Genomic DNA, 23,064 nt, shown 5'->3' with positions numbered 1-23,064 from the left:
ATTTTAAATTAAGAAAGTAATGTTGAAAGAATACGATACTCTATTTTCTGCTTGGCGGCTAAATGCGGCCAAATATATTGATACATTCTTTTTAATGTATTATCAGCATACCATTTTTTCAGGTTTTTTTTCCAATCGCTTTTAGAGATGAGTTTAAAGTATCCGATATATGACAAGAAACTCTCTGAAGAAATGGCATGTGCCTCTTGGAGTGCAAGATGAGCATCGTATAGGAATTGAAGCGATTGAATAGCGTATTCGACGGTACAGCCATATTTATTTGCTGCAGACGCATTTGCACATCGAACGATATAGGATGCTCCCGCCTGCAATTTTATCTTTTTTACTGTCGTAAGGTAGTTGAATACGAAGCAAGAGTCTTCGCCTACTTTCATGTTTTCGTTAAATCGGGTGCAGCCTATCAGTTCCCGTTTATAAAATTTCCCACAAGGACCTCTTAACACCATGGTTGCTAAATGCCTTGAAATAAAGTCTGATACATCGGTTGGAGCAGTCAAAGAAGCATCGCTGTGTATATTTGCGGTGGGGGTAGTGATAAGGCTGTTTCTTAATTCCTTATAGCTTTTGATGATTAAATCAAATGCTTCATCATTGATGTTGTGGAAATATTCGGGTTCAATATAGTCATCGGCATCAATGAAAGTTATCCATTTCCCTTGCGCATGATTTAATCCCATGTTCCTTGCGGAGCTTACTCCACCATTCTCTTTATAGAGAATCTTTACCCGACTGTCTTTTATCGCATAATCATTGCAAATAGCACGAGAGTTGTCTTTGCTGCCATCATCAATGAGTAGTATTTCAAAATCATGAAACTCTTGTATGAGGATGCTGTCAATACACTCGTTTAATGTGTTTTCTGCATTGTATACGGGGATGATCACTGAGAGCGTCGGCATATTTTCCTATGTTTGGCTTTTTCTTTTATGCTTCTCCTTTTTGTAGAAAGGACAACTTTGTAGAATTGATTGAGTATCAATGAGAGGTGTTTTCCATTCTTTGCAGAGTTTGATACATGAGGCGATATCATTGGATGTGCTTACCGAGTAAGGTTTCACCAATAGCCGTTGCACTGAAGAAGCATAATCATAGAATTTGAAATATCCTCCGGAAAGGTTTCCGGACAACTCAATCCAGCAGTTAGGAATACCATAGGCATCGGAAACAATAAGGCCATGAAGAGAACTCGAAGCAATGCATTCACAGATAGAGATTTGGTCAATGATGTCAGTCCATTTTTCGTATCGTGCCAAATTAATAATGAGAACCTCATGCGGAAACTTTTCTTGTATTTCCTGTATGGCGGGATAATCGAGATCAACGACATGCGGTATAATCCCTAATTTGTATTTCTTAGGAGGAGAAGGAGGAGTATAATATAAAGGTAAGAGTAAGGCAGGATCTCCCAATACATTAGGACTGTCTATCTGATAACGGGTAAGGAACTCTCTTGTTTTTTTACCTCGAACAGATAAAATCTTCTTTGGTAATACAAAGGTTCTCTCCTGTCCGGAGACTCCACTTCCCCATACGATTGTTTGTGGATTGGAATAATTAACTGCATCAAGAAGCGTACCGATGCAAAGGTAATTCTTAAAACGTAGTTTCCTTGCTAACCAAAAATGATGATAGAAGATGACAGGCCGTCCGCTGATAAGAGGTATAAGATAATAGTTTAAATCGTCTCCCCAATTGCGATGCCGGATACCCAACCACGTCAAATCGTCTACGTACCCATTGATAATAATTGCATTTCTAAAGAAATAGAAATAAATGTCGCGGATTTGTACCCATATCTTCTTTAAGAGGTGCATTCAATGAATTCTATCTATAGTTTTTAAAGGACGGTTTCAGGCGGTTGTCTGCTAAAATCTTTTTATGGTACTTAAGACAAAGCGGGTGGAAGACCTCACCTTGTATCTCTGTCCAGCGTAAGGGGTAATCGGTGTTTGTTCCGAATGCATCTTTTGCCGGATGTTTCCTTAATGCCTCCGAATGTGATGCCAATACTCGATTTACTTCTCTGTGCCATTCTTCGGTGAATTTTGTATGGGGACGGCAGACAAAAGCCCCGTTTCCTATCAATAATCTCCAATAATTTCGTAAGTCGTGTTTTAGGTTTTGCTGTTCGATATCTTGGTTCGCCACTCCCCAAAATCCTACTTCCCCATAGCCGATAGCATAAGCGTCAGATTCATTCAGTTTGTCAAATGCCTGTTTCCACGAGTGTGAATATGTTTTGATATCTGCATATCCTCCGCCATAATGGTGCATAAAATAGGAGCGTAAATAGTCTGATTTATGAACAAAAGAAAGATATTGATAGGCTTCCGGTAAGGGATCTCCTTCAATAATATAATCTTTTAAGTTCTTGTTAGTAATCAATTTAACTTCAACATGTGCATTTTTCTCCAATGATTTGATACCTGCCATACGATTGGGGGTGATTTCGTTGTTGCCTGTCCAAAAGATGTAGATGATGGAGGGGGCTTTTTTGTGGATAATCGCCTCATCTGTAATTTTACTATTATATATAAGGAACGTATCTGTATATCGCTTGGGGGTATAATAGTATGGATGCAGAAAGGAGTATAGATAAGTCTTTAACTGATTATACTCTTGTGCAATCCATCCATATTTTTTGCCCAAAAGGCTTCTTAGAAGTTGTTTTATTGTATCCATTTACTTTTGATAATCATTGAATTATTTGCCTAAAACGGTTGGATAATGTTTCAGCATCCATTCAATTCTCCCGTTGATGTGTGCTTTCTCTATCTTTCATACATTCCTCGTAAATCAGTCTTTTTCTGTCCGATGCCTAACTTTTCGTAAAGTGTCCATCTTTTCCTAATGAGATGTCGAAACCATCCTATATGTAGAAGTCTGCCGACCTGTATAGGGGCTGTCAGTAATGCTTTGACAAGAATGGACTCTTCAGGGTGAGCAATGATCATCTCTTGCAAATCATGATAATACTTTTTTTTACTGATTTCCTTTTTAAATGAAACTAAATCAGCCTGAACTTCATAATTCGTCTTAATCATATCCGTGACGGTCTGCAAGAAAGCTTTCTCTGCTCCATGAATGGTTGCTACATCATGAGGATAATACTTCTTATGCCATTGTATTAGGTCATAATAGGCTTCACACTTTATGGGATGTACTTTTATCCAATTCCAATTAGAGGAAACGGAAATTTCGTTGTTACGTCTGATACAGAAGCTAAAATTATCAGCATACAATATTTTGCGGGCAGCATATTGAGTTAAGTGTCGGAAAATTGTTTCAACATCAAGCGGAAGTTCAAAAAAACGAACAGCAGTCGCTTTATTTTCTTCATCGAAGAATAAACGGCGCGAGAAAATATTCATGTTAAAGGTGAAGGTTGTTCCCCATGCTGTCGTATTGCAACGTCCGTTATAAATACCTTTCCGTTGCTTTTCGATAGAAAGGAATATGCCCTGGTCTAAATTCTCATCACCCGACCATGCACCGGTTATAATCAAATCAATACCCTGACCGAAAGTTTCTTTCAATTGGTCGCGCATCTTTTCGGTATAGAAGTTCGAGCGCATGACATCATCTTGGTCGATGAATATCAATATCTCGCCCCTTGATAGTTCAATCCCTTTGTTCCTTGTTCTGGAGACTCCCATATTGGCGTGTGTATACAGTCTGATATAAGGGCTATCGAACTCTTTGCAAATCGACAATGACTCGTCCTTAGAACCATCATCTAAGAGGATTAACTCAAAGTCTTTACAGGGTTGGGCTAATACATTTTGTATATTTTCCCGTAAATACCGTGCACCATTATATATTGGAATAATGATGGATAATGTTGGTTTATGGGCTATCTGTTCCATAATTAGGGAGCTATCTTATTGTAAACTCGTCTGAATAACCGTGTCAGCTTTGCGTAACCAAACACAAAATAGGGTATGGTGGAGTGAGATTTCTTAAGGAACGTGTGCAAGAAGGGAACATCACACTGTATGATAAACTTCAAAATATGGTGGATAACCTGTATTCTCTTATATCTGCTGCGGGTCATACCGGTGGCAGTCGTTACGAATAATAGGGCATAATGACGGAATACTTGTAGCAAATGCTGACCGACCTCTTTTCCTGAAGTGTTCATGATGCTATCCGGATTTTTCCTGTAACATCCTGTTTCTGCCGGCAGGAAGATGACTTTCCCGTGAAGGGCAGCATCACAGGCAACCGTATAGTCATATTTAAAAGGCGATTGTAGGTAACTATCGGTATGAAGAATCTCTCTTCGTATACACATCGTCAATGTCATCACATAGTTTCGTTCCATCAAAATCCCGAAGATATCTCCGCTTGGAGCATGCTGTTTGATATACTCATGGTTGGGTCGGATGATGGGTTTACTATTGAAGTCTACTGTATTAAACCCAGTATAAACCATTGTTATGCTGTCGTCTTTTTCCAGTATCTCGACTTGCTTCTGTAGCTTATCGGGATCTGTCCAATAATCATCTCCTTCACAGAATGCCACATACTTTCCTCTCGTATGTTCATTCATGATTTCCGCCAGTCTGCCATGTTTCTTGGAATACTGGTTCTCACTTTCGTATATGGGTTTGATGATGTCGGGGTATTTTTCTGCATATTCTCGGATAATAGCTGCAGATTGGTCTGTTGAGCAATCGTCGTGTACGATGGCCTCATACGGGAAGTTTGTTTTCTGCATGACAAAGCCATCTAAGCATTGGCGCAGATAGGGCTCGTGATTATATACTAAGCATTGTATGGTTACTACCGGTGTATCTGTCATTTTATTTCCTTCTTATGATTCCCCATACTTCTTTCAATTCGTCAGACTTGCAGAGATAAGACATAGAGAGATAGTAAACGATTCCTGCAAGTGTGCCGATAACCAATTTGATGGCATTGGAATTTGTTATCAGCGTTGCGAGATAGGCAACAGCCCCCATCACCATGCTATTGATGAGAATCGGCAATACATCTTTCATCTGTCGTATGTACCCGACATCAATCAGTTTTCCCGTGTAATAGGTGTTGATAAATAAGGCCAGGTATGAACTTACTACGATGCCGATACACATGGCTGTAATACCCAGCGGAATGGTGATGCAGAGAACGATTACACCCATTATCTTTTTGAGAATCTCCAACCGCAGGAATAAATCCGAGCGCCCTTTCACCTGCAACAGATTGAGGTTGATGGCATGTACAGGATACCACATCATACCGAAACAAATAATTTGCAGATAGATGACACAAGCATCCCATTTACTCGTCAGTAGTAGATTAACCAGCGGAGATGCCAATGCACACAAACCCATCATGAGAGGAAATATGGCGAATGCTGCATTGCGGAGAATCCGCCGATAATTTGTCCTTAATCTTTCATCCTCATTCTGTATCATGCTTAATAATGGGAACGTGACCCGCTGCAGTACGCCCGTGAGGTTAGAAGAGGGTAAAGTCGTGAAAGTGACAGCTTTCGAGAAATAGCCTAATTGCGCCGGTGTATAAAATTTACCGATGACCAATGGATAGATATTGTTGTACACCGTATCGAGAAGTCCAGAAGCTAACAACTTTGAGCCGTATCCGAAAAGATAGTGAAAAGACTCCTTATTGAACCATGTTCGCGGTCTCCATTTCGCAGCAATCCAAATAAAAATACAGGAAATGACAACGGAAATAACGTTTTGTGCCACTAAAGCCCAAACGCCATAGCCTTGGTAGGCCATCACAACACCGATAATTCCGGAAAGAACAGTACTGGTAAGTGTTATCTTCGCAATAGACTTGAAGTTCATTGTCTTGGTCAGAAGAGAACGATGTACGCCACAAAGAGCACCGATAATGAGTGGTATTGCGGTGACACGAAGTAATGGGGACAGAAGCGGATTATGATAGAAGTCGGCAATAAAGGGGGCAAGAATAAAAAGAATCAGATAGCAAACCACAGAGATAAGCACATTAAAAATCAATGCTGTAGATTTATCTTCTTCGCTGATTTCCGGCTTTCGTATCAATGCTGAGCCAAACCCCGTATCGATAAAAAGGCTTGCAATCGTTGTAAACACCGTTACAATAGCTACGACACCGTAGTCTTCTGGAGTTAAGATACGGGCTAAAATGATGGAGAACGCGAAGCTGATGCCTTGCGTAGAGAACCTTTCGATACTGCTCCATAGCAGTCCGTGTACTGTCTTACTCTTTAATTCTGATGCCATACTCTTATTTGCTGCTCTTCAGGAAGAGCTTCTTATCCAACAATCCGAATAAGGGACGTTCTATCAGTCGGATTCTCAATAAATCTATCATTACGCAAACAGCATAAACACCCACAACAGAGAGTATAGCATGTATCCAAAGATATTGTGAGTTGTAGTAAGAATCATTGTTTAATAAATCGTACCAAAGAAACCGACGCATGGTATTGCTGTTGCCGTGTATCAGTAATACACCGAAAGTTGCCGTTGCCACTTTGTTAATGTATATGTTTGTTTTTTTTGTGTTAATGTTCTTAAATACCACAAAGAGAGATACGGAGCATAAGACAGCAAATAGTTTATTGGAATCATTTACGAAATAATAGATATTCCCAATGTTGTCCGCTCCTCCTTTCAGTTTGTAATAATAAAGGATAAACAAAATGCTGGCAAAAGCCAATCCGTGGCTTACGACGAGGAAACAGATTCTCCGTTTGAGACTTGACAACGGGGGGATGCCGTAGATACGTATATAGCCACCGATGAGATAAACGGTTACATACCATCCGATGTATTCATAGAATCGCCCGGGCACAAAAGTACCCACTCCGGTAAAGATGACCAATAATATGATTAAAAGTTGTTGATATTGCCGCTTATCCATGCCTTGTATCATTTTATTGATAAACGGAATAAGGAGATACAGGCAGATAAATGAACCTACGAAACCATGGCCAACATCTGCGGGGATATAGAGTACTACGCGGGAAATGTCAGAAAGAGAACATGTCTCATAACCGGTAAGGAGAAAGATGAGGTAAATGGTTGTAGCATAGAAATAAACCTCAAAGACCAATTTAAAGAACTTGCGCCATGAGAAATCCTTGCGGCACATGAAATAACCGGTAATGAGAATAAAACAATTGATTCCCGTCTTTCCACCCCAACCGTATAGACTTAAAAACAGTGCATTACCTGTAAGGTTCGTGGGGGTGATGTCGCCCAATAGTGCACTGTTCACCACATAATGATGCGCAATAATCATTAGCATCAATAGGATGCGGAACAGCTCTAAATTGGAACTTCTCTCTAACTTTTCTCCTCTATTGAGACTCTTAGCTTTTATCTTCTCAGGGAATATCATTTAATTTCTATCCTTTAGCTCTTTAAGTAAATCCTCTACCATTTCTCCAACATTATTCCAAGATTGAATCTGTCCTGATTTTATTTTTATACCAAATTCTTTCTCTATCGCGACAATCAATTGTATATTTGTTAGGGAATCCCATTCATCAATATCGTCAGCACACGTTGAATCTGTAAGAGTAATGTCTTCATCATCCATAATATCACGGAAGATGGTTGTTAATTTAATTAGTAATTCTTTTTTTTTCATTGTTTAATTTATTTGTTTTTATTAAAATTTATACCCCCCCCCATCAACTCTTAGGAGTGCTCCTGTTATAAAACTGGCATTGTTCGACACCAAGAAATCTACGGCATCTGCAACTTCATTTAATTTGGCAAGACGCCTCATGGCAATTCGTTGAATACGCTCTTTTTGTTGTTTGGGTGAAAGCTTATGAAACATTCCGCTTTCTAAATCGGCACAACAAATTGCATTTACCCTTATTCCAAAAGATGCCAATTCCTGTGCTAACGTTTGTGTAAGATAATTCAATGCAGCTTTACTTGCTCCATAACTTGAACCGCCTTTCGTAACAGTCTGACCTAATATTGATGAAATGTTTATAATAACCCCGTTTCCTTGTCGGATCATCAATTCTGCAACTGCCTTACAGAATGTGAAAGGAGCTAAATAGTTTACTTGGAAACACCTCTCTACGTCTTCATACTCCAAGCTGAATATCGATCCATTAGAATAATAACCGGCATTATTGATGAGGGCATCGATAGTCGTATGCTCCGAAGTGATCTTGATTAGGCATTCTTGAAGAGATTTCTTATTGTCTAATTCCGCATAATATGTATGGATATTGATAGAATACCTCGTTTCGATAGCTTCTGAAAACTGATCAAAATCTTCATACTGCTTTCTATTGCAGACTATGATATCCCATCCTTTAGACGCAAAATGCTCCAGTAATTCCTTACCTAATCCGCGGTTACAGCCTGTTATTAAAATTTTCTTCATAAGCTACTGTATTTCTGATAAATCTTTTCAGATAACAATATTGGTGTTAAACAATGTTGTTCCAAGAGGTAATTGTAATCACCAGGCTTTGAGAAAACATCGCAAATGCCTAACTTTAATAGAAGTGGATAGCTTCCTTTTTGAGAAATATAATCAGCAATCGATGAACCTAATCCACCGATTATATTATGTTCTTCCACACTTACAAATAGTTTCACTCCGGCATATTTATTAATGGCTTCTGTATCTATGGGCTTAATGGTATGAACATCAATAACTGCAGCCATGATTCCATACTTCGTATACAATATTTTTGAAGTTTCTAAGGAGATACCTACCATCGATCCTGTTGCAAATATTGCAAGATCATTACCGTCTTTTAGAATATGGTTGATTCCTATTTGATAACAGAACGGTTCTTTATATACTACCGGAAGCATAGAATTACCTGTCAGTCTAATATAAACAGGACTGTCTATTCTTAATGCAGCATCAAGAGCCATCACTGCTTCTACTGCATCTGCCGGTGAAAGGACTACCATGTTTGGAATGGTTTGCATAATCGATAAATCCTCAATACAATAATGCGTATTACCCATAAACTGCAATAAAAAGCCAGAATTAAGTCCTATCAGCTTTATATTACTATGCATATAGCCTAAATATTGGCGATTCATCTCAAAAGCTCGCATAGATATGAATGAGGCTTGTGCAATACAGATCGGCTTGAAACCTTCTGATGCCATTCCGGCAGCGATGCCTATCATGTTCTGCTCTGCTATACCAACATTGGTCAAACTCTCCGCATATTGGTATGATAGACGTTCAAGGCTGGCACTGACTGCCATGTCAGCCGTTATAATATGAAGTCCACAATACTGCTCTATATGATCAGGCAAGTACATTCCAAATATTGCAATGGACTGAGACATGCCTATATATTGGGATATATCTATATTTTTATTCATTTTCCAATAGTTCCTGAATGGCCTTTTTATATTTGCTGGAAGATAATGATTTATAATGCCATTTAGCGTTGTCCTCCATAAAAGATACACCCTTTCCTTTCACCGTATTAGCAATAATTGCACAAGGGCCTGAGAGGGAAGACTGATATAATGCTTCGCATAGCTGATTTATGTTATGCCCGTCAATCTCCGTTGTCTGATAACCGAAAGATTCAAACTTCTCCTTTAATGGTGTTAGTTTCATCACATCATCTGTCTTCCCATCAATTTGCAAACCGTTACAATCTACAATTATAGTCGTATTCTTGAGACTTCGGTGATTACCAAACATTAGAGATTCCCATACTAATCCTTCATCTAATTCTCCATCGCCTACAATAATATAAACTCTGTTGTTGATTCCCTTTAATTTACAGGCATGTGCAACTCCCATACCGAATGAAATACCTAAACCTAAACTTCCTCCGGAGAATTCTATTCCTTTGCTAATATCTCGATGTGCATGAGCGATAAAGCTACTGCCATTTGTTTCAAAGGAAAATAAATCCGTCTTGCTTATCAAACCCTTTTCATATAATGTGGAGTACAGAGCCAATGCACCGTGTCCCTTACTCAATATTATGCGATCTCTTTCTGCATTTGGCGTTATATTTGCCACTTTAAAATATAAAGATGTTAGTATTTCTACCAACGAGAGACAACTACCATAATGTGCACTGCTACCGGAATGATATCCAGCCTCAATAATGTTTCTCCGTATATTTCCAGCTCTTTGTCGTAAGACCTCTTGTTCGTTCATCTGTCATTCTTTTAACAAACCAACTTGTACATGTCCTTTGGCTACTATTGTTTTTTTTTCTTCCACTTGCTTAAAGAATTTCAATTTATACTCTATGATGTTGACTGTATCGGAAACATTGTTAACAGTAGCTTCCATGCATATTTCGTCGTATAAATATACGGGTCTGTGATATTGAATGTCTTGTGCAATGAGAATAACATCACGGACAGGTAAAAGCATTCCTACAAAATGACTTACAAAGCAATTTAGGATATTGCCATACATAACTCTTTCAGAGAAGTTCTTACGCTTAGCAAAATCTTCATCGGTATGAAGAGGATTATAGTCATTACTACAACGCTGAAAACTGTAATACACTTCAGGTGTAATGCTGTATATATGCTGAATTTGTTGAGAGTGTTTAGCTAACTGTAAGATATCCATTATTCACTTTCTTTGAATGAGACATGCTCTTGTTTGGTATTCATCTGTATCAAGAATATATCGTGCTGTTTTTGTTCCGGTTATCTTTTTAAAGCCTAAAGAGGTATAGTGGTGTTCTACCATCTTATTTTTAGCTGTTGGCAGATACTCACCTACAATTTTTTTATATCCCTTTATCTTGGCAACCTCCACCATGTTGTTTAGGATGAAGTCTTCCATTCCACGCTTAAGAACCCTGCAACTCATAAACCAAGTGTCTATAAATAATGTTGTAGGCTCAGTCTCTTTCATTATAACCACTGCAATAAGACCATTGTTTCCGAACTTATCTTCTAACGTGAAAGCCATGTCTATGATCTTTTGGTTATTTGCCATACCTGCAATATCAGATTCCGTATATCTTATTGTACGAAGATTGAACTGATTGCTTCGCTGTGAAAGTTGTGCAATTCTGGGAATGTTGAATGCCGTAAATCCTGTAACCGAAGATTTCATCCCCAAAGACTGTAGAAATCCGACTTCATTGGTAAATGTTTTCTTAAATGAAACGCGCTGTGCTTCTACCTGATATTGTTGAGTCCTGTCTTTATCAAGAGCGCTATAAGAGGCGGTCTCAAAAAGGTTTAAAGAATAAAGATACTCTAAATACATTCCCGGATCTTCTGGAAGTTCAGGGACAGTAATGCCTGGAATATTCTCTCTGACAATATTTCGCTCAAAGGGATTATCATCTAAGAATATTATACTGTCAAAGCCGATGTTTAGTATCTTTTGAATTGTCCTGATATTGTCTACCTTTGTTTCCCAGTTTGCCTGAAAGACCGCAATATCTTCAAGCTTCAGAATCATGTCAGGATGCCTCTTGAAAGGTTCTTTTGCTTTTTCTTCATCATTCTTCGATACAATACAGATAATGATTCCTCGTTGCTTCAATTTCTTTATCCACATCTGAAATTCGGTGAAGACTTTTCCGATACCTAATCCATGCCCAAGCTGAATTCCTTCGATGCCGTCATCACCAATGATACCACCCCATAATGTATTATCAAGGTCAAGTATTAAGCATTTCTTAAATTGTCCCTGACATGCAGCAATTATATCTATAACTCTACTGCTTACATAAGGAATTGCATCAACAGATAAGACCATTTCTGTGCTTACATAGATATTGGGAGCAAACATCATATTACGCCCAAACTTATTTTGTAATCCTGCAATATCACAAATAAACAAATTGGGATATTGCGGTAATAATTCCATTAATTTGTAGTTCAATCTGCGAGTTTGATACAGTAGAGATGATGGAATTTTATTTGCATAACTTCCAAAAACAGTATCGTCTATTTCCGGATAATTGAAATAGATAATTTTTTTATTCTTACGCAGAAGATTCCCACAAAATTCCGTAATAAATCTGATGCGCTCATCCGCTAAACATTTTTGTTCTTTCGAACTAAGCAGACTGTGTCTTTCTGCGAGCTTATGAGTGGATTGAAAAACAACGACATAATCGGCATCGAACTCATACAACTCACTTGTGGAGTCGAGGAGTTGTCTTTCTACTTGATTATATTCTGCTTCAAATAAATGGATGTTATAGCCGCGTTCTATTCCCATTCCCCGTATGCCGGTTGCAAGGAATTGAGTTGCAGTATCTCCTACCAGTGCTACTTTTACCTGAGGTAATATTTCTGCCTCTTTCTTTAAATTCTTTTTTAGCTCTTTAAAGGAAATCATTGTTCCGATTTTTTTAATCGTTTTATATGTGTCGCAAGATTCACCATCAATGAATGTACCTCATAATCTCCTTTTTTCTTATGTTCCAAATATTCGCTTTGTAGCAATGAATAGGTTGCCACATCATTAAAACGCCCATTCTTATATATGGATTCTCGTTCAACTCCTTCTTTCTGAAAATGACAGGCATAAGCTAAAGCATTTGAAAAAAGGTGCTCTACCAAGCATGTATCTATAACCCTATGCATATTCATTTGAGTAAAAATATAATCCAAAACCAAGTATGTACATTCTGTTAACACAAATCCGTCTTGACTCTTTTTATCACCGATAACCAATCCCGACCAAAAACATGACTGATTAAAATTGTCTATCTCGCTTATCGAAGTATATCCCACCATTCTGTTATCTGAATTTAGGCATATCGCGAGATAGAGGTCATTACGGTTATTTGTTGCTTTTGAATTTACCCATGCCTTCTCTATTTCCTTTGATACAATACGTATCGGGCCACAAGTAAGGCGTTGTATCTCCGTATCGTTATGCCATTTGTAGGTTAGTTCCCAATCCTCTGGCTCTAACATTCTCAAATAAATAGTTTCTCCTTTAAGCATTGTCTTAAATAATTATTTTATAGCCTTATTCTAAAACATAATAATTTAAATGCTTTTGCATCTCTTCAACCGAATTGAACATCAGCATATCAATGATAGATAATCCTTTGATAAATGGGTGTTCAAACTGTGAATACTCTTTAAATTCTGTCCTTAAAAAGGATAGTTTGATATTATTGGCTGTAAACGACACTTCATCATATAGTTCTTTTCCCCCGATTGCATTATAATACTCTGTTGCATCTAATTGCTTGCATATATACAATATTTTATCTTGTCCCTTTAACGAGTTATCTTTTTCTATATCTGAAGAAAGCACGATTTCAGTATCTATGCTGAGATAATTACATACCTCTCGGATACTATTGTATAAGAAAGCCGCTAAGTTTTTATTTGGGAATGCACATATCTTTTGCATCAGCTCTGCAACAGTATGATAGTATGGTGCTTTCGAGTAAGAGAAATGAAGCGTTTTCAACAACTTACTAAAATCATCACAGATATCTATTTCATTTATCAATTTGTTCTGTGAAGCCTCTTTTAAAGAAACTGTAAACAGTTTCCCCTCCCCATTAACCAAGATATTATTTCGGTTAATCCAACCTTTTTTTATATAGTTCACGTCATCATATACAACGTATTTGTCTACAGCATTTATCAATTGCCAATAGCCGATATATGGCATAAAATAAGGCTGCATGATTCCTACTTTCATAAGATTTAAATATTAGTGACACAATCAGTGGTCCTTTGGATGTCTTCTTCGCTCAAGGCGTGATGCATCGGCAAGCAGATTACGCTGTTTGCCATCTTTGTGGCTTGCGGAAGATTGGTAGGATTGGCACTTTCTAATCCACGGTAGGTGGAGAATTCGCTTATTAGGGGATAGAAATAACGGCGTCCCCAGATGCCTTTTCCTCTCATTTTAATGTAAAGTTCATCGCGGGTCATACCATATTTTTCTGCATCGATGAAGATGGGGAAGTAACTGTAGTTGTGGCGGACACCGGGCATATCATTCCAGAAAGAAATGCCGTCGACGTTGCGCAAGGCCTTACGATAGGCAATAGCCACTTTCTGCCGTGCGGTAATAGCGGCATCTACTTGTCGAAGGTTCAACAGTCCATAAGCCGAGCGAATTTCGTCCATTTTACTATTGATACCCGGGGCGACTACTTCTGTTTCACCTGCAAAACCAAAGTTTTTCAGGTAATCTATGCGTTTTTTTGTTTTTTCATCGTGCATTACAAGGGCGCCGCCCTCCACCGTGTTATACACCTTTGTGGCATGAAAGCTCAACGTGGCCATGTCTCCAGCATTAATGATGCTCTTACCGTTTACTTCTACTCCGAAAGCGTGAGCTGCATCATAGATAACTTTTAATCCATACTTGTCCGCTATCTCTTGGATGGCCTCCACATCACAGGGTTTTCCGTAGACGTGTACGGGCATGATGGCTGTAGTGCGCGGTGTGATGGCTGCCTCTATTTTACTCGGGTCAATGTTACCTGTGCACGGGTCAATATCCACAAATACGGGTTTGATACCGTTCCACCACAGGGCGTGGGTCGTTGCCACGAAACTGTAGGGTGTCGTTATCACTTCGCCTGTAATATGCATGGCCTGAAGCGCAGTTATCAGCGGTAGTGTGCCATTGGTGAAAAGACTGATATACGGTACGCCGAGATACTTGCACAGTTCGTCCTCTAATCGTTGGTGAAATGTCCCATTGTTGGTAATCCATTTGCTTTCCCAAATCTCCTTCAGCAAGTCGTTGAACTCATCGAGGGAGGGGAGCAAGGGCGATGTTACGGTAATGATATGATTTTTGTCCATAAATGATTCGTTTGTGTCGTATCAGTGACTCAGTCGTCACCTTATTGATGATAAAGGTCTTTACGACCCTCTAAGTCGCATTGAGACACTTCGCAGTTTGGTTCCTTATCCTATCATAAATACATTTTATACCCACAGGGATGGCAATGCCCGTTATGGAATAGAGTATCCACCACCCACCATCTTGCCCGCTCCATGCAACGGGGAACTTGGCAAGATAGGTAAAATCGAGGTGATAGTAATAGATTTGGATGAGTGCCACAATCTTGAATGCCAAGAAGTGAAGCCCCAAGATGGTCAATGTGTTATTTCCTATATAGTACAATAGCCGGGGCTTCCTTCGGTCTAAATAAGCCGAGACCCCCAAAACGATATAAATACCTATGAGCGCAACGCCCACATAAGGAAAGATCATCAGATAATCACAGAACATAGATGCCGGCCATATAAAGCTCAGTGCAAGGAGGGACAGAGTGCCTAACAGTATTAGACTGTTAAAATAACGGAAGTTTTGTTTTTTTTGTGTTTTGTTCTTCCAATAATAACCGCACAAGTAGAACACAATGCCTAAGCAGACAATGGATATATCTTCTATCACCGGAATGTTGATGCTGTACTTACGAGATACTACTGCTATGATAGCAAAGCCCAAAATCAGTCCCACTACACGCTCTTTAGATGTCGTTAATCTGCCTATCAACCTCACGATGATAGCACTCCACAGCAATACCTTTATAAACCAAAATCCCCCTAAAATCCTTGTGATACTTCCATTCATATTGATGAAAAGCGGGATAATATAGTGCTTGAAATCATGGAGACCGAAGTACGTTGAGGAATAAGGCGAGGTACCAAACGCCTCATTATAGATATTTAGAGTATAGAACATGTTATGCAGTAAGAATATGCATAATGTCCATTTCACATAAGGGAGATACAAACCCTTGATTCTTTTCTTTGTGAACTCATAGACGGACGTTTTCCTATTGAAAAAGAAGCCGCTGCAGAAGAAGAAAAGAGGCATGTGGAAATAATAGATAAAGTAATGAAGAAAGGCTACAGAATCGGAATGACCTACAACCATCAACATGATACCGATACCTTTAGCTATCGTGATATCATTACATTTCGAGTTGATGAGTTGCTCTTTCATAGAAAATTCTATACTTTATGCTATCATTGCCAACACTTCGTTTCCTGCAGATGAGCCAACGATTCCTATACCTCTTGCGAACTTTCTGGCCATAGCCCCATCACTTTTTCCACGATAGGAGCCATGTCATAGTATTTATATTCAGCCAATCTGCCACCGAAAACCACATTTTCCTCTGACCGTGTCAGTGCTTCATATTGTTTGTAGAGGGCTGTGTTGCGGTTGTCATTCACGGGGTAATAGGGTTCCATGCCCTCTTTCCATTCCGTGGAATACTCGCGCGAAATCACCGTCTCGGGCGTTTCGTAAACCTCTGCGCCGAACATTTCAAAGTGTTTATGCTCAATGATGCGGGTAAAAGGTACCTCCGCATCGGTATAATTGACCACAGCATTACCCTGATAGTTCGGCATGTCGAGTGTTTCCTGCTCAAAGCGTACCGTGCGATACTCTAACTTTCCGAACCGATAGTTGTAATACTCGTCTATTTTCCCCGTAAACACAATCTTGTCGGCCATGGCCTCCCAAGCTTGCCTGTCGGTGAAAAAGTCTGCCTCCACACGTGTTTCCACTCCCTCAAGCAACGCATCGATGAGTCGATTATACCCCCCTATAGGGATGCCTTGGTACCGGTCGTTGAAGTAGTTATTGTCGAATACCATGCGCACGGGCAGACGTTTGATGATGAAAGCCGGCAAGTCTGTGCATCGCCGCCCCCATTGCTTTTCCGTATAGCCCTTGATGAGGCGCTCGTAGATGTCTTTTCCTATGAGCAACTGCGCCTGCTCTTCGAGGTTCCGAGGCTCTATCGCACCGGCCATCCTCATGTTTTCCACAGCCTCTGCACGCTGTTCTTCTAACTTCGCGTATGCCTCTTCGGGAGTGGTGACATCCCACATTTGGTAGAACGTATTCATATTGAAAGGCAGGTTGTACAGCTTCCCCCGATAGTGGGCTACGGGCGAATTGGTATAGCGGTTGAATTCCACCAGCGATGTGACGAACTCCCATACCCGTTTGTTCGACGTGTGAAAGATATGCGCCCCGTATTGATGCACGTGAATACCTGCCACTTCGTGGCAATGGATGTTCCCCCCGAGGTGTGGCCGTTTGTCTATAACGAGGCATTTCTTCCCTGCTTTCCGTGCGAAATAGGCGTATGTCGCACCAAAAAGTCCCGCACCGACTATCAGATAGTCGTATGTCTTACTTTTCATGGGTATACAGATAATGGTTTGTGAATCGATTCCCGATGGGGATGCCGGTTGCATGACAGTTTGCAGAAAGAAGCCTTATTGAGGTATCTCCATCGGATTTTCTGTGTAAGCAATCTCTTTGTACTTTGATTTTTTATGACTCGCGAGCTTGGTCTTGTCTGAGATGAGCGGATGGCAAAGCATATCGGGCAGGCAACCTCTTTGCTCTTGTGCGGGGTAGTGTCACCGACAAGACGGTTCCTCTATGCCGTCTCTCTACAATCTCTCCTCCTCTTCTATCTTGCTGAAACGACAGAAAAGTAAAGGAAAGATGCACTTTCCCCACCCATCCACTCCTCCGCCTTAGGGCGACTTTCCTGCCCGCAGAGTTGTACAAATCGGTGTAGACCTATGTGATATGTTTGCAAAAATAAACAAATTTCTTCAACCTATAACCTTATTAACTTATTTTATGCCCCTTATACCCTCATTCTTTCCCTTTTCTCAACAGGTTTGGCGAAGATTGCCACTTCTAAACGATCGCCTTGTCATCTACTACCTTCTTGGGGCTTGGGGTGCATCAGCCTACATGGGCGGTGGTTTTTGCTGTTGCGTATCATCGTATCGCTCGATAAAACAGCGGCACGGTTTCCTCTATCTCCTTGCCTTTGATGAACACGCCGGCCGTACCTCCTATAAACACGCTTGCCCCCATCGCGGCCATCATTTCGGCCTTTTCGTGGCTCACGCTGCCGTCCACGGCTATCCGTATGTTGTCGTAACCTTTCTTTTCCAAGTATTCGCGCGTTTTCCTCACCTTGTCCATGATGCCGTGAATCATGGTTGAGCCGGCAAACCCTGGTACAATGAGCATCAGCAACACCACATCCGTATAGGGCAGATACTTGCGTGCTTCCTCTATTGAGGTGTCGGGGTTGAGTGCCAGACCCACCAAAGCATGCCGCTGCTTGATGAATGCGATGTTTTCCAACATGCTGTCCTTGCATTCGTGGTGCAGGGTCACGATGTCGCCTTCCCGTATATCCACCGACCTGATAATCACGCTCGGATGTTCCATCAGTAGGTGGATATCGAGGGGCAGGTGGCTGATGCACCGGATGCTGTTCACGGTGTCCGGCCCGAAAGTAAGGTTCGGTACGAACTTCGCATCCATGATGTCTACATGCAGGTAGTCCACGTTCAACCTTTCCAACCGGCGGATGTCTCGCTCTAAATTCATCAGGTCTGCACACATGAGCGACACCGAGAGTTTGTTTTTCCTATCCTTGTTCATCGACAATCATTACTTTGTTCGTGTAGACTGCGGCATCGCGCATGAGCGACAGCCCCTGTTGTAGCTCGGCGAGGGGTAACCGATGGGTGATGAGTCCCCGCAGGTTCAGTGCTCCCTCGGCGAGCAATGCCGATATATCCTGCCAATCGTCGCGGCCGAGTCCATAGGTGGAGTTCCATGTGCCCCGAAGAGTGAGTTGTTTTCTTAGCAATTTCCAATAGGCATCTTTGCGAAACAGCATGTCGCCTTGCGGATTGCCCATGGCCACGATGCGGCCTTCACTCCGTACCAGATTCAGACAGAGGTTCATCGGCTCACTGGCTCCTGTGCCCTCGATAGCGATGTCTGCTCCACGCCCTCCGGTGAGTTGACCGACCCTATCTGCCACATGTTCGGTTCCGGAGTTGCATACATGCCGGATGCCTATACGCCGAGCATAGTCTAACTTCGCCTGTGTGCGTCCTATCAACACCGCTTTCGTACCGCCGATTCGTTGAATGAGTTGCGTCAGAATCATGCCGATGGTTCCCGGACCGGTGATGGCTACGGTATCGCCCATGCCGACGCGGGCTATCTTCAAGGCATGCATGGCCACAGCAGCCGGCTCCATCATGGCACCCTCTTCGTAGGATACGCTGTCGGGAAGCCGAAAGAGATTCCATACGGGCACGGCTACGTATTCGGCAAAACCACCATCTGTGCGCGAGCCAAGATAGTTATAGCAAGTGCACATCTCGTACTGCCCGTGGTGACAGGCATCGCAGTGACGACAAGGTATCAGGGGGAAAACAGATACGCGCCGGCCTACCCACTCTGCGTCTGCCGCAGAGTATGTTTCGACGACCTCGCCTGAAAACTCGTGGCCTATGATGGTGGGAAAATGGTAAGTACCGGTCGTGAAAACGCGTGCCACGTCTGACCCGCAAATACCGCAGGCTCGGACGCGCACGAGTGCCTCGCCGTCGTGCAGCTCCGGTAGGGCTACATCGGTATAGCGTAGGTCTCCGATATGGTATAAAACGTTTGCTTTCATGCTTGTATGTTGAAACTGCGCCCCTCTTTGCGGCAGGTTGTTCCTCTTTTTCTCCCCATGGCGACTGCCGCGGAGGGCAGGGAGGGAACGGTCGCCTGCAGAGCCGACGTTATCGCATGGCCGTATCGCCGGTCTCGCTTTCCAATAGCTGGCGGAAGTGAGACAGGTCTTCGGGGGTGGTAATCTTGAAGTTACGCTCCGACCCTTCTACTATCTTCACCCGTAATCCGCCAAGTATGGCTACTTCCGAACTGCCGTTGATGCGTAACAATTCGTTTGGGCTTATCCTTGTGTGCAGGTCATAATAAGGTTTTAACCTGAAACTTTCGGGGGCTTGCCCGGCAAAGAGTTGCTGCCGGTTCAGCAGGCGACTGATGGTTTTCCCATCTTCGCTTTGGTAGATGGTATCTTTCACGCGCACGACGGGTAGCACACCGTCGTAGCCTTCCTCAATGCCGGCGATGCAACGGTCTATGATGTCGGCACCGAGGAGCGGACGTGCAGCATCGTGGATGATAACGATGGCATTGTCTGCACATCCTTGCGTCCGGCACACCTCCAGCCCGTTGAAGACGGAAAGTTGGCGGGTTGCCCCGGGCGATGCGTAGGCAATGGGCTGCTTTACGTGCTGCAACGCGGCTTCCACGTAGGATTTCCATTCATTGGCGACCACGACCACAATCCGACCTATGTCGTTGCGCCGAGCAAAGGCGTCGATGGCATAGGCGATAATAGGACGACCCTGCACCTCAATGTACTGCTTGGGACGGTCTGTTCCCATACGCGAGCCAATACCTCCTGAGAGGATGATGGCAATGTGTTCTCCACCTCGTGCGGGTCTTGGAGCTATATTTTCGTGCATCGCTGCCTGTATTTTCTTGCGAAAATACGCATTTTCCATTGACCGATATTCCTATTTACTTACTTTAACATGCCGATTCCTCCCCGTTCAACCCCCAATCGGTACAGCCGCTCATGACCGATTGGGAGTTTAAGGTCGTAAAGTTACGGATGATAAGTCCGCATTCGTTCTCTGTACAGATGCCGTTTGTACCGCGTACGGATGGCGTTTTATGTGGATGGATCGGCAACCTTTCTCACAGCAAATCGCATCGGTTGTGGGATTCTGTCGCACCTACAGCGCTCCATTTAGGGGAACATCATCTACCCAGCGCTGCACGCTGGACTGACATGTTGCGCTCTTGCAGAGCTTACATTACACCTCGTACCATTATGATATGGTATTGTTGTGCTCCACAATGACGGAGCTGGCGTGTGTGACAAACGGATAGAGGGAGGATGAAAAAACCTCAAGGTATGGCTTCACAGCGACCTTGAGGACAAACTAACTTGAAAACAAAGCAATCACTTTAGCCTAAGCGGCAACGCTTTAGTCTGTAATTGCCGAAACAAATGAATAAAAACGAATAAAATGAAATATCTCTAATGAAGGGCAAATTGCGGAAGGAGGAATGGCGTAACGAGACTGCGAAAGAGGAATTTAGGGAAAATGATGATGAAAAAAGCAATCTTGTTGCCATCTGCGCCTCCATTGCCGACGGAGACGTTTCTCCTTCCGACAACTGCCCGTAGACGTTTGTTACCGGCGACGTCCCTTGCCACGCTTGCCCACAGGCCATTTCTTCTCTGTGGCGGAGCACTTGGTATCGGCGACAGGAGCAGACCATAGACCGGTCTCTTTCGCTAATTGGTCGCGTAAAGCCGGATAACCTTTCAGGAAAGCTGCGTCAAGGCGGTTGAACGTTTGCACTTCTGCGCTGTCTTCCTTGTGGTTACGGTGGTTTTTGAATACATTCTGATAGGTCACGTGACCTACCCAGCCGGCCAACAGCTTACCGTAGGCGGTCTCTGCCGTCTCGAAGCGTTGGAAGTTGCGTTGGATAAATTGGCACAAGTCTTCGTATTTCAAGTAGTTGGCCGCCATGATGAGTGTCATCTTGTCTCTGTTTGTGCGCATCTTCTCAAACTGTTCTCGATGAGGAGTTGTGTACTTCCCACCTTTCGCGGCAGGGGCTACGTTCTCGAAGCAATGAGCCAATATGGGGTCGGTAGACAGGAGCGTCATGGCATAGTATTGGAAAGCTTTGATGCTGGTGGGGTTAGATAGGTAGAGTGCTGTCCATGCCGTGCGGAACCGCTCATCGTAGGGTACGTGGGCATGGGTACCGTCGGGCAGGGTCACGGCGTGGTAGGCGAACTTTGCCGGACGGCGCCCCGTGGAGGCCACCACCTGTTTGGCAAAGTGATTGAACTCCGTGAGCATCCGTTTGTTGTCGTCGTCGTTGTGCATCCAATAGAAGTCTCGGTAGTGGTAATACGGCTGATACGGGTAATACCATTTACTGAGGTGTTCGTAGAAGGCATGAATGTGCGAGTAGTCTTGCGTAAATCCTCTGTCTATCTTTTTGGAATCGGCTTGCGGGTCAGCCGCCTTAGCTTTGGCAGAAGATTGGAAAGGTTGCAGCCGGTAATCGGGAAACCACAGCACATTTCTTTGAGCATGGCTTTTGAAATTGGGGTTATGAGTAAAGGTGTTTCCTACGTCTGTCCATGTGTCGTCGGCATTTATCTTTGTTCCGAGAAAGCTCTTGGCGGCATTAAAAGTCTTAGCGGCCACGCGCACTTCCACGTTATCTTGTCTGACGGACGGCTGTGCACATATAGGCAAACTGCATAGAGCAAGCAATGTTAAGGTGATGAGGTTGTTGGTAAAAATCATTTTGTTTATGTTTGAATGGTGAATGAAAGAGTCTCTCTCCATAGATATTGAATGTGGTTCGGCCTTTCTTTCGAGAGGAAGAGCAAAGCGTGGACAAAACAAGCATGGTTATTATGAGAATCATGATGAAAAGAAACGGATGCCGTCTGTCGCACGCCTCTGCTCTTGTTGGAAGTCTGACCCTCCGGCATGTGCTACGAAGCGCCGCGTCCCCTTGGTTTTCCTCCCCGAGGGGAGGAAAACCAAGGGTGTTTTATTCCTTCGTTATCGGGCCGCTGTAGCTGACGGTGATGGTGTGCTCCTTGCCGTCGTTGATGCCTATCACGCGCCCGTTTCTCAGCACGATGGTGAAGCTGTTGCCGGTCGGATTGCTCACGGTGAGCGTGCCGGTGGTAAAGAGGGGAGAGGAAGCATCGGGATTGCCCCAACTGCCCAAAAGCGTGGTGTTATGACCGTTCACAAAATATCTTACCGACCAATACAATTCCGTATCATTTACAGGCTTTTCTCTTTGGGTCAGGTCGATGAGTTTACCAGTGATGTGGCGTGTTATGGACAGTTCTAATTTCAGAACCTCGTCCTCGTCGTTACTGGGAAAGAGTCGAAGCCAGCACTTGTCGGTGCCCCTATCTTCGTAAGTAGCTTTGGTTATAGGCTTTTCTATACCGTCGATGGTCATGGTCTGCGCCTTGGGCTCCGGCAGGGGAGTCGTTCTGCCATCGTTGTTGTCATTGTCTTTCGAGCACGAGGTGAATGCTGCGCTCATCATCACTACTGCTGCAAGGGCGAAAGCTGCTTTCGCACAACTTGCGAAGATTGTTTTTGTTGTCATATACATTTTAATTTTAAATGGATTAAGTTGTTTATCTAATGT

Annotated in this window: 24 protein-coding genes; 1 reads left to right on the top strand and 23 read right to left on the bottom strand. The window is 42.6% G+C overall.

From position 1 onward, the window contains the following. Positions 1-8: 8 nt before the first annotated feature. From HMPREF0658_RS10685 to ispD, 21 genes are all read right to left on the bottom strand, one after another. The gene (locus HMPREF0658_RS10685) at positions 9-920 is read right to left on the bottom strand and encodes a glycosyltransferase family 2 protein (RefSeq protein WP_006949561.1); all 912 of its coding nucleotides are present in this window, start codon (positions 918-920) and stop codon (positions 9-11) included. 6 nt (positions 921-926) lie between these two features. Continuing rightward, positions 927-1,835 carry a polysaccharide pyruvyl transferase family protein gene (locus HMPREF0658_RS06620; RefSeq protein WP_006949558.1) on the bottom strand — a complete coding sequence of 303 codons (909 nt, stop codon included), beginning with the start codon at positions 1,833-1,835 and terminating at the stop codon, positions 927-929. A gap of 10 nt (positions 1,836-1,845) precedes the next feature. Next, entirely contained in the window at positions 1,846-2,703 is an 858-nt protein-coding gene (locus tag HMPREF0658_RS06615) for a capsular polysaccharide synthesis protein (RefSeq protein ID WP_006949556.1), read from the bottom strand. Positions 2,704-2,792: 89 nt separating this feature from the next. Next, positions 2,793-3,887, bottom strand: coding sequence for a glycosyltransferase family 2 protein (locus HMPREF0658_RS10680; RefSeq protein ID WP_006949555.1), 1,095 nt, complete (start codon positions 3,885-3,887; stop codon positions 2,793-2,795). 2 nt (positions 3,888-3,889) lie between these two features. After that, entirely contained in the window at positions 3,890-4,825 is a 936-nt protein-coding gene (locus HMPREF0658_RS10675) for a glycosyltransferase (protein WP_006949554.1), read from the bottom strand. A gap of 1 nt (position 4,826) precedes the next feature. Next, the gene (locus tag HMPREF0658_RS06600) at positions 4,827-6,260 is read right to left on the bottom strand and encodes a lipopolysaccharide biosynthesis protein (RefSeq protein WP_006949553.1); all 1,434 of its coding nucleotides are present in this window, start codon (positions 6,258-6,260) and stop codon (positions 4,827-4,829) included. 4 nt (positions 6,261-6,264) lie between these two features. Then, the gene (locus HMPREF0658_RS06595; protein ID WP_006949552.1) at positions 6,265-7,383 is read right to left on the bottom strand and encodes an acyltransferase; all 1,119 of its coding nucleotides are present in this window, start codon (positions 7,381-7,383) and stop codon (positions 6,265-6,267) included. Next, entirely contained in the window at positions 7,384-7,635 is a 252-nt protein-coding gene (locus HMPREF0658_RS06590) for an acyl carrier protein (protein ID WP_006949551.1), read from the bottom strand. It lies immediately after the preceding gene. Between the two features lie 21 nt (positions 7,636-7,656). Continuing rightward, positions 7,657-8,394, bottom strand: coding sequence for an SDR family NAD(P)-dependent oxidoreductase (locus HMPREF0658_RS06585; protein ID WP_006949550.1), 738 nt, complete (start codon positions 8,392-8,394; stop codon positions 7,657-7,659). After that, the gene (locus tag HMPREF0658_RS06580) at positions 8,391-9,362 is read right to left on the bottom strand and encodes a transketolase family protein (protein WP_006949548.1); all 972 of its coding nucleotides are present in this window, start codon (positions 9,360-9,362) and stop codon (positions 8,391-8,393) included. Before HMPREF0658_RS06580 ends, HMPREF0658_RS06585 begins: the two co-directional genes overlap by 4 nt. Next, a complete protein-coding gene (locus HMPREF0658_RS06575) occupies positions 9,355-10,161 on the bottom strand; it encodes a transketolase (RefSeq protein WP_006949546.1) in 807 nt (268 codons plus the stop codon). The genes HMPREF0658_RS06580 and HMPREF0658_RS06575 overlap by 8 nt, the downstream gene beginning before the upstream one ends. A 3-nt stretch (positions 10,162-10,164) precedes the next feature. Next, the gene (locus tag HMPREF0658_RS06570; RefSeq protein ID WP_006949544.1) at positions 10,165-10,587 is read right to left on the bottom strand and encodes a MaoC/PaaZ C-terminal domain-containing protein; all 423 of its coding nucleotides are present in this window, start codon (positions 10,585-10,587) and stop codon (positions 10,165-10,167) included. A gap of 3 nt (positions 10,588-10,590) precedes the next feature. Beyond that, positions 10,591-12,324 carry an HAD-IIIC family phosphatase gene (locus HMPREF0658_RS06565; protein WP_006949541.1) on the bottom strand — a complete coding sequence of 578 codons (1,734 nt, stop codon included), beginning with the start codon at positions 12,322-12,324 and terminating at the stop codon, positions 10,591-10,593. Beyond that, positions 12,321-12,938, bottom strand: a complete 618-nt coding sequence (locus tag HMPREF0658_RS06560) for a GNAT family N-acetyltransferase (RefSeq protein ID WP_006949540.1) — start codon at positions 12,936-12,938, stop codon at positions 12,321-12,323. Before HMPREF0658_RS06560 ends, HMPREF0658_RS06565 begins: the two co-directional genes overlap by 4 nt. 25 nt (positions 12,939-12,963) lie before the next feature. After that, positions 12,964-13,653 carry a WbqC family protein gene (locus HMPREF0658_RS06555; protein WP_006949539.1) on the bottom strand — a complete coding sequence of 230 codons (690 nt, stop codon included), beginning with the start codon at positions 13,651-13,653 and terminating at the stop codon, positions 12,964-12,966. Positions 13,654-13,658: 5 nt separating this feature from the next. Then, positions 13,659-14,774 carry a DegT/DnrJ/EryC1/StrS family aminotransferase gene (locus HMPREF0658_RS06550; protein ID WP_006949538.1) on the bottom strand — a complete coding sequence of 372 codons (1,116 nt, stop codon included), beginning with the start codon at positions 14,772-14,774 and terminating at the stop codon, positions 13,659-13,661. 70 nt (positions 14,775-14,844) lie between these two features. Beyond that, a complete protein-coding gene (locus tag HMPREF0658_RS06545) occupies positions 14,845-15,927 on the bottom strand; it encodes an acyltransferase family protein (RefSeq protein WP_006949537.1) in 1,083 nt (360 codons plus the stop codon). A gap of 65 nt (positions 15,928-15,992) precedes the next feature. Further along, positions 15,993-17,144 (bottom strand): UDP-galactopyranose mutase, encoded by a 1,152-nt coding sequence (gene glf, locus HMPREF0658_RS06540; RefSeq protein WP_006949536.1) that lies wholly within the window; start codon positions 17,142-17,144, stop codon positions 15,993-15,995. Between the two features lie 595 nt (positions 17,145-17,739). After that, positions 17,740-18,417 (bottom strand): ribulose-phosphate 3-epimerase, encoded by a 678-nt coding sequence (locus tag HMPREF0658_RS06535; protein WP_006949535.1) that lies wholly within the window; start codon positions 18,415-18,417, stop codon positions 17,740-17,742. Continuing rightward, positions 18,404-19,450 (bottom strand): galactitol-1-phosphate 5-dehydrogenase, encoded by a 1,047-nt coding sequence (locus HMPREF0658_RS06530; RefSeq protein ID WP_006949534.1) that lies wholly within the window; start codon positions 19,448-19,450, stop codon positions 18,404-18,406. The genes HMPREF0658_RS06535 and HMPREF0658_RS06530 overlap by 14 nt, the downstream gene beginning before the upstream one ends. A 109-nt stretch (positions 19,451-19,559) precedes the next feature. Then, complete coding sequence (gene ispD / locus HMPREF0658_RS06525) at positions 19,560-20,312, bottom strand: 2-C-methyl-D-erythritol 4-phosphate cytidylyltransferase (protein WP_024990794.1); 753 nt, start codon at positions 20,310-20,312, stop codon at positions 19,560-19,562. Between the two features lie 584 nt (positions 20,313-20,896). Between ispD and HMPREF0658_RS11520 the strand changes: the two genes are divergently transcribed. Continuing rightward, a complete protein-coding gene (locus tag HMPREF0658_RS11520; RefSeq protein WP_006949532.1) occupies positions 20,897-21,043 on the top strand; it encodes a hypothetical protein in 147 nt (48 codons plus the stop codon). A gap of 7 nt (positions 21,044-21,050) precedes the next feature. On the opposite strand, the gene HMPREF0658_RS06520 is transcribed toward HMPREF0658_RS11520, so the two are convergent. Together HMPREF0658_RS06520 and HMPREF0658_RS06515 are read right to left on the bottom strand one after the other, a co-directional pair. Continuing rightward, the gene (locus tag HMPREF0658_RS06520) at positions 21,051-22,190 is read right to left on the bottom strand and encodes a hypothetical protein (RefSeq protein ID WP_024990793.1); all 1,140 of its coding nucleotides are present in this window, start codon (positions 22,188-22,190) and stop codon (positions 21,051-21,053) included. 253 nt (positions 22,191-22,443) lie between these two features. After that, positions 22,444-23,022: a hypothetical protein gene (locus HMPREF0658_RS06515; RefSeq protein ID WP_024991113.1), complete on the bottom strand. Its 579-nt coding sequence runs from the start codon at positions 23,020-23,022 to the stop codon at positions 22,444-22,446. Positions 23,023-23,064 lie beyond the last annotated feature (42 nt).

Source organism: Hoylesella marshii DSM 16973 = JCM 13450 (assembly GCF_000146675.1).
In the GTDB taxonomy this organism is placed as follows: Bacteria; Bacteroidota; Bacteroidia; order Bacteroidales; family Bacteroidaceae; genus Prevotella; species Prevotella marshii.
This window is presented reverse-complemented; position numbering and strand designations above follow the sequence as displayed.

Bases quoted from the DNA above. Each gene is read 5' to 3' on its own strand.
- HMPREF0658_RS10685 (WP_006949561.1), bottom strand. From the start codon at position 920: ATGCCGACGCTCTCAGTGATCATCCCCGTATACAATGCAGAAAACACA.
- HMPREF0658_RS06620 (WP_006949558.1), bottom strand. From the start codon at position 1,835: ATGCACCTCTTAAAGAAGATATGGGTACAAATCCGCGACATTTATTTC.
- HMPREF0658_RS06615 (WP_006949556.1), bottom strand. From the start codon at position 2,703: ATGGATACAATAAAACAACTTCTAAGAAGCCTTTTGGGCAAAAAATAT.
- HMPREF0658_RS10680 (WP_006949555.1), bottom strand. From the start codon at position 3,887: ATGGAACAGATAGCCCATAAACCAACATTATCCATCATTATTCCAATA.
- HMPREF0658_RS10675 (WP_006949554.1), bottom strand. From the start codon at position 4,825: ATGACAGATACACCGGTAGTAACCATACAATGCTTAGTATATAATCAC.
- HMPREF0658_RS06600 (WP_006949553.1), bottom strand. From the start codon at position 6,260: ATGGCATCAGAATTAAAGAGTAAGACAGTACACGGACTGCTATGGAGC.
- HMPREF0658_RS06595 (WP_006949552.1), bottom strand. From the start codon at position 7,383: ATGATATTCCCTGAGAAGATAAAAGCTAAGAGTCTCAATAGAGGAGAA.
- HMPREF0658_RS06590 (WP_006949551.1), bottom strand. From the start codon at position 7,635: ATGAAAAAAAAAGAATTACTAATTAAATTAACAACCATCTTCCGTGAT.
- HMPREF0658_RS06585 (WP_006949550.1), bottom strand. From the start codon at position 8,394: ATGAAGAAAATTTTAATAACAGGCTGTAACCGCGGATTAGGTAAGGAA.
- HMPREF0658_RS06580 (WP_006949548.1), bottom strand. From the start codon at position 9,362: ATGAATAAAAATATAGATATATCCCAATATATAGGCATGTCTCAGTCC.
- HMPREF0658_RS06575 (WP_006949546.1), bottom strand. From the start codon at position 10,161: ATGAACGAACAAGAGGTCTTACGACAAAGAGCTGGAAATATACGGAGA.
- HMPREF0658_RS06570 (WP_006949544.1), bottom strand. From the start codon at position 10,587: ATGGATATCTTACAGTTAGCTAAACACTCTCAACAAATTCAGCATATA.
- HMPREF0658_RS06565 (WP_006949541.1), bottom strand. From the start codon at position 12,324: ATGATTTCCTTTAAAGAGCTAAAAAAGAATTTAAAGAAAGAGGCAGAA.
- HMPREF0658_RS06560 (WP_006949540.1), bottom strand. From the start codon at position 12,938: ATGCTTAAAGGAGAAACTATTTATTTGAGAATGTTAGAGCCAGAGGAT.
- HMPREF0658_RS06555 (WP_006949539.1), bottom strand. From the start codon at position 13,653: ATGAAAGTAGGAATCATGCAGCCTTATTTTATGCCATATATCGGCTAT.
- HMPREF0658_RS06550 (WP_006949538.1), bottom strand. From the start codon at position 14,774: ATGGACAAAAATCATATCATTACCGTAACATCGCCCTTGCTCCCCTCC.
- HMPREF0658_RS06545 (WP_006949537.1), bottom strand. From the start codon at position 15,927: ATGAAAGAGCAACTCATCAACTCGAAATGTAATGATATCACGATAGCT.
- glf (WP_006949536.1), bottom strand. From the start codon at position 17,144: ATGAAAAGTAAGACATACGACTATCTGATAGTCGGTGCGGGACTTTTT.
- HMPREF0658_RS06535 (WP_006949535.1), bottom strand. From the start codon at position 18,417: ATGAACAAGGATAGGAAAAACAAACTCTCGGTGTCGCTCATGTGTGCA.
- HMPREF0658_RS06530 (WP_006949534.1), bottom strand. From the start codon at position 19,450: ATGAAAGCAAACGTTTTATACCATATCGGAGACCTACGCTATACCGAT.
- ispD (WP_024990794.1), bottom strand. From the start codon at position 20,312: ATGCACGAAAATATAGCTCCAAGACCCGCACGAGGTGGAGAACACATT.
- HMPREF0658_RS11520 (WP_006949532.1), top strand. From the start codon at position 20,897: ATGAAGGGCAAATTGCGGAAGGAGGAATGGCGTAACGAGACTGCGAAA.
- HMPREF0658_RS06520 (WP_024990793.1), bottom strand. From the start codon at position 22,190: ATGATTTTTACCAACAACCTCATCACCTTAACATTGCTTGCTCTATGC.
- HMPREF0658_RS06515 (WP_024991113.1), bottom strand. From the start codon at position 23,022: ATGACAACAAAAACAATCTTCGCAAGTTGTGCGAAAGCAGCTTTCGCC.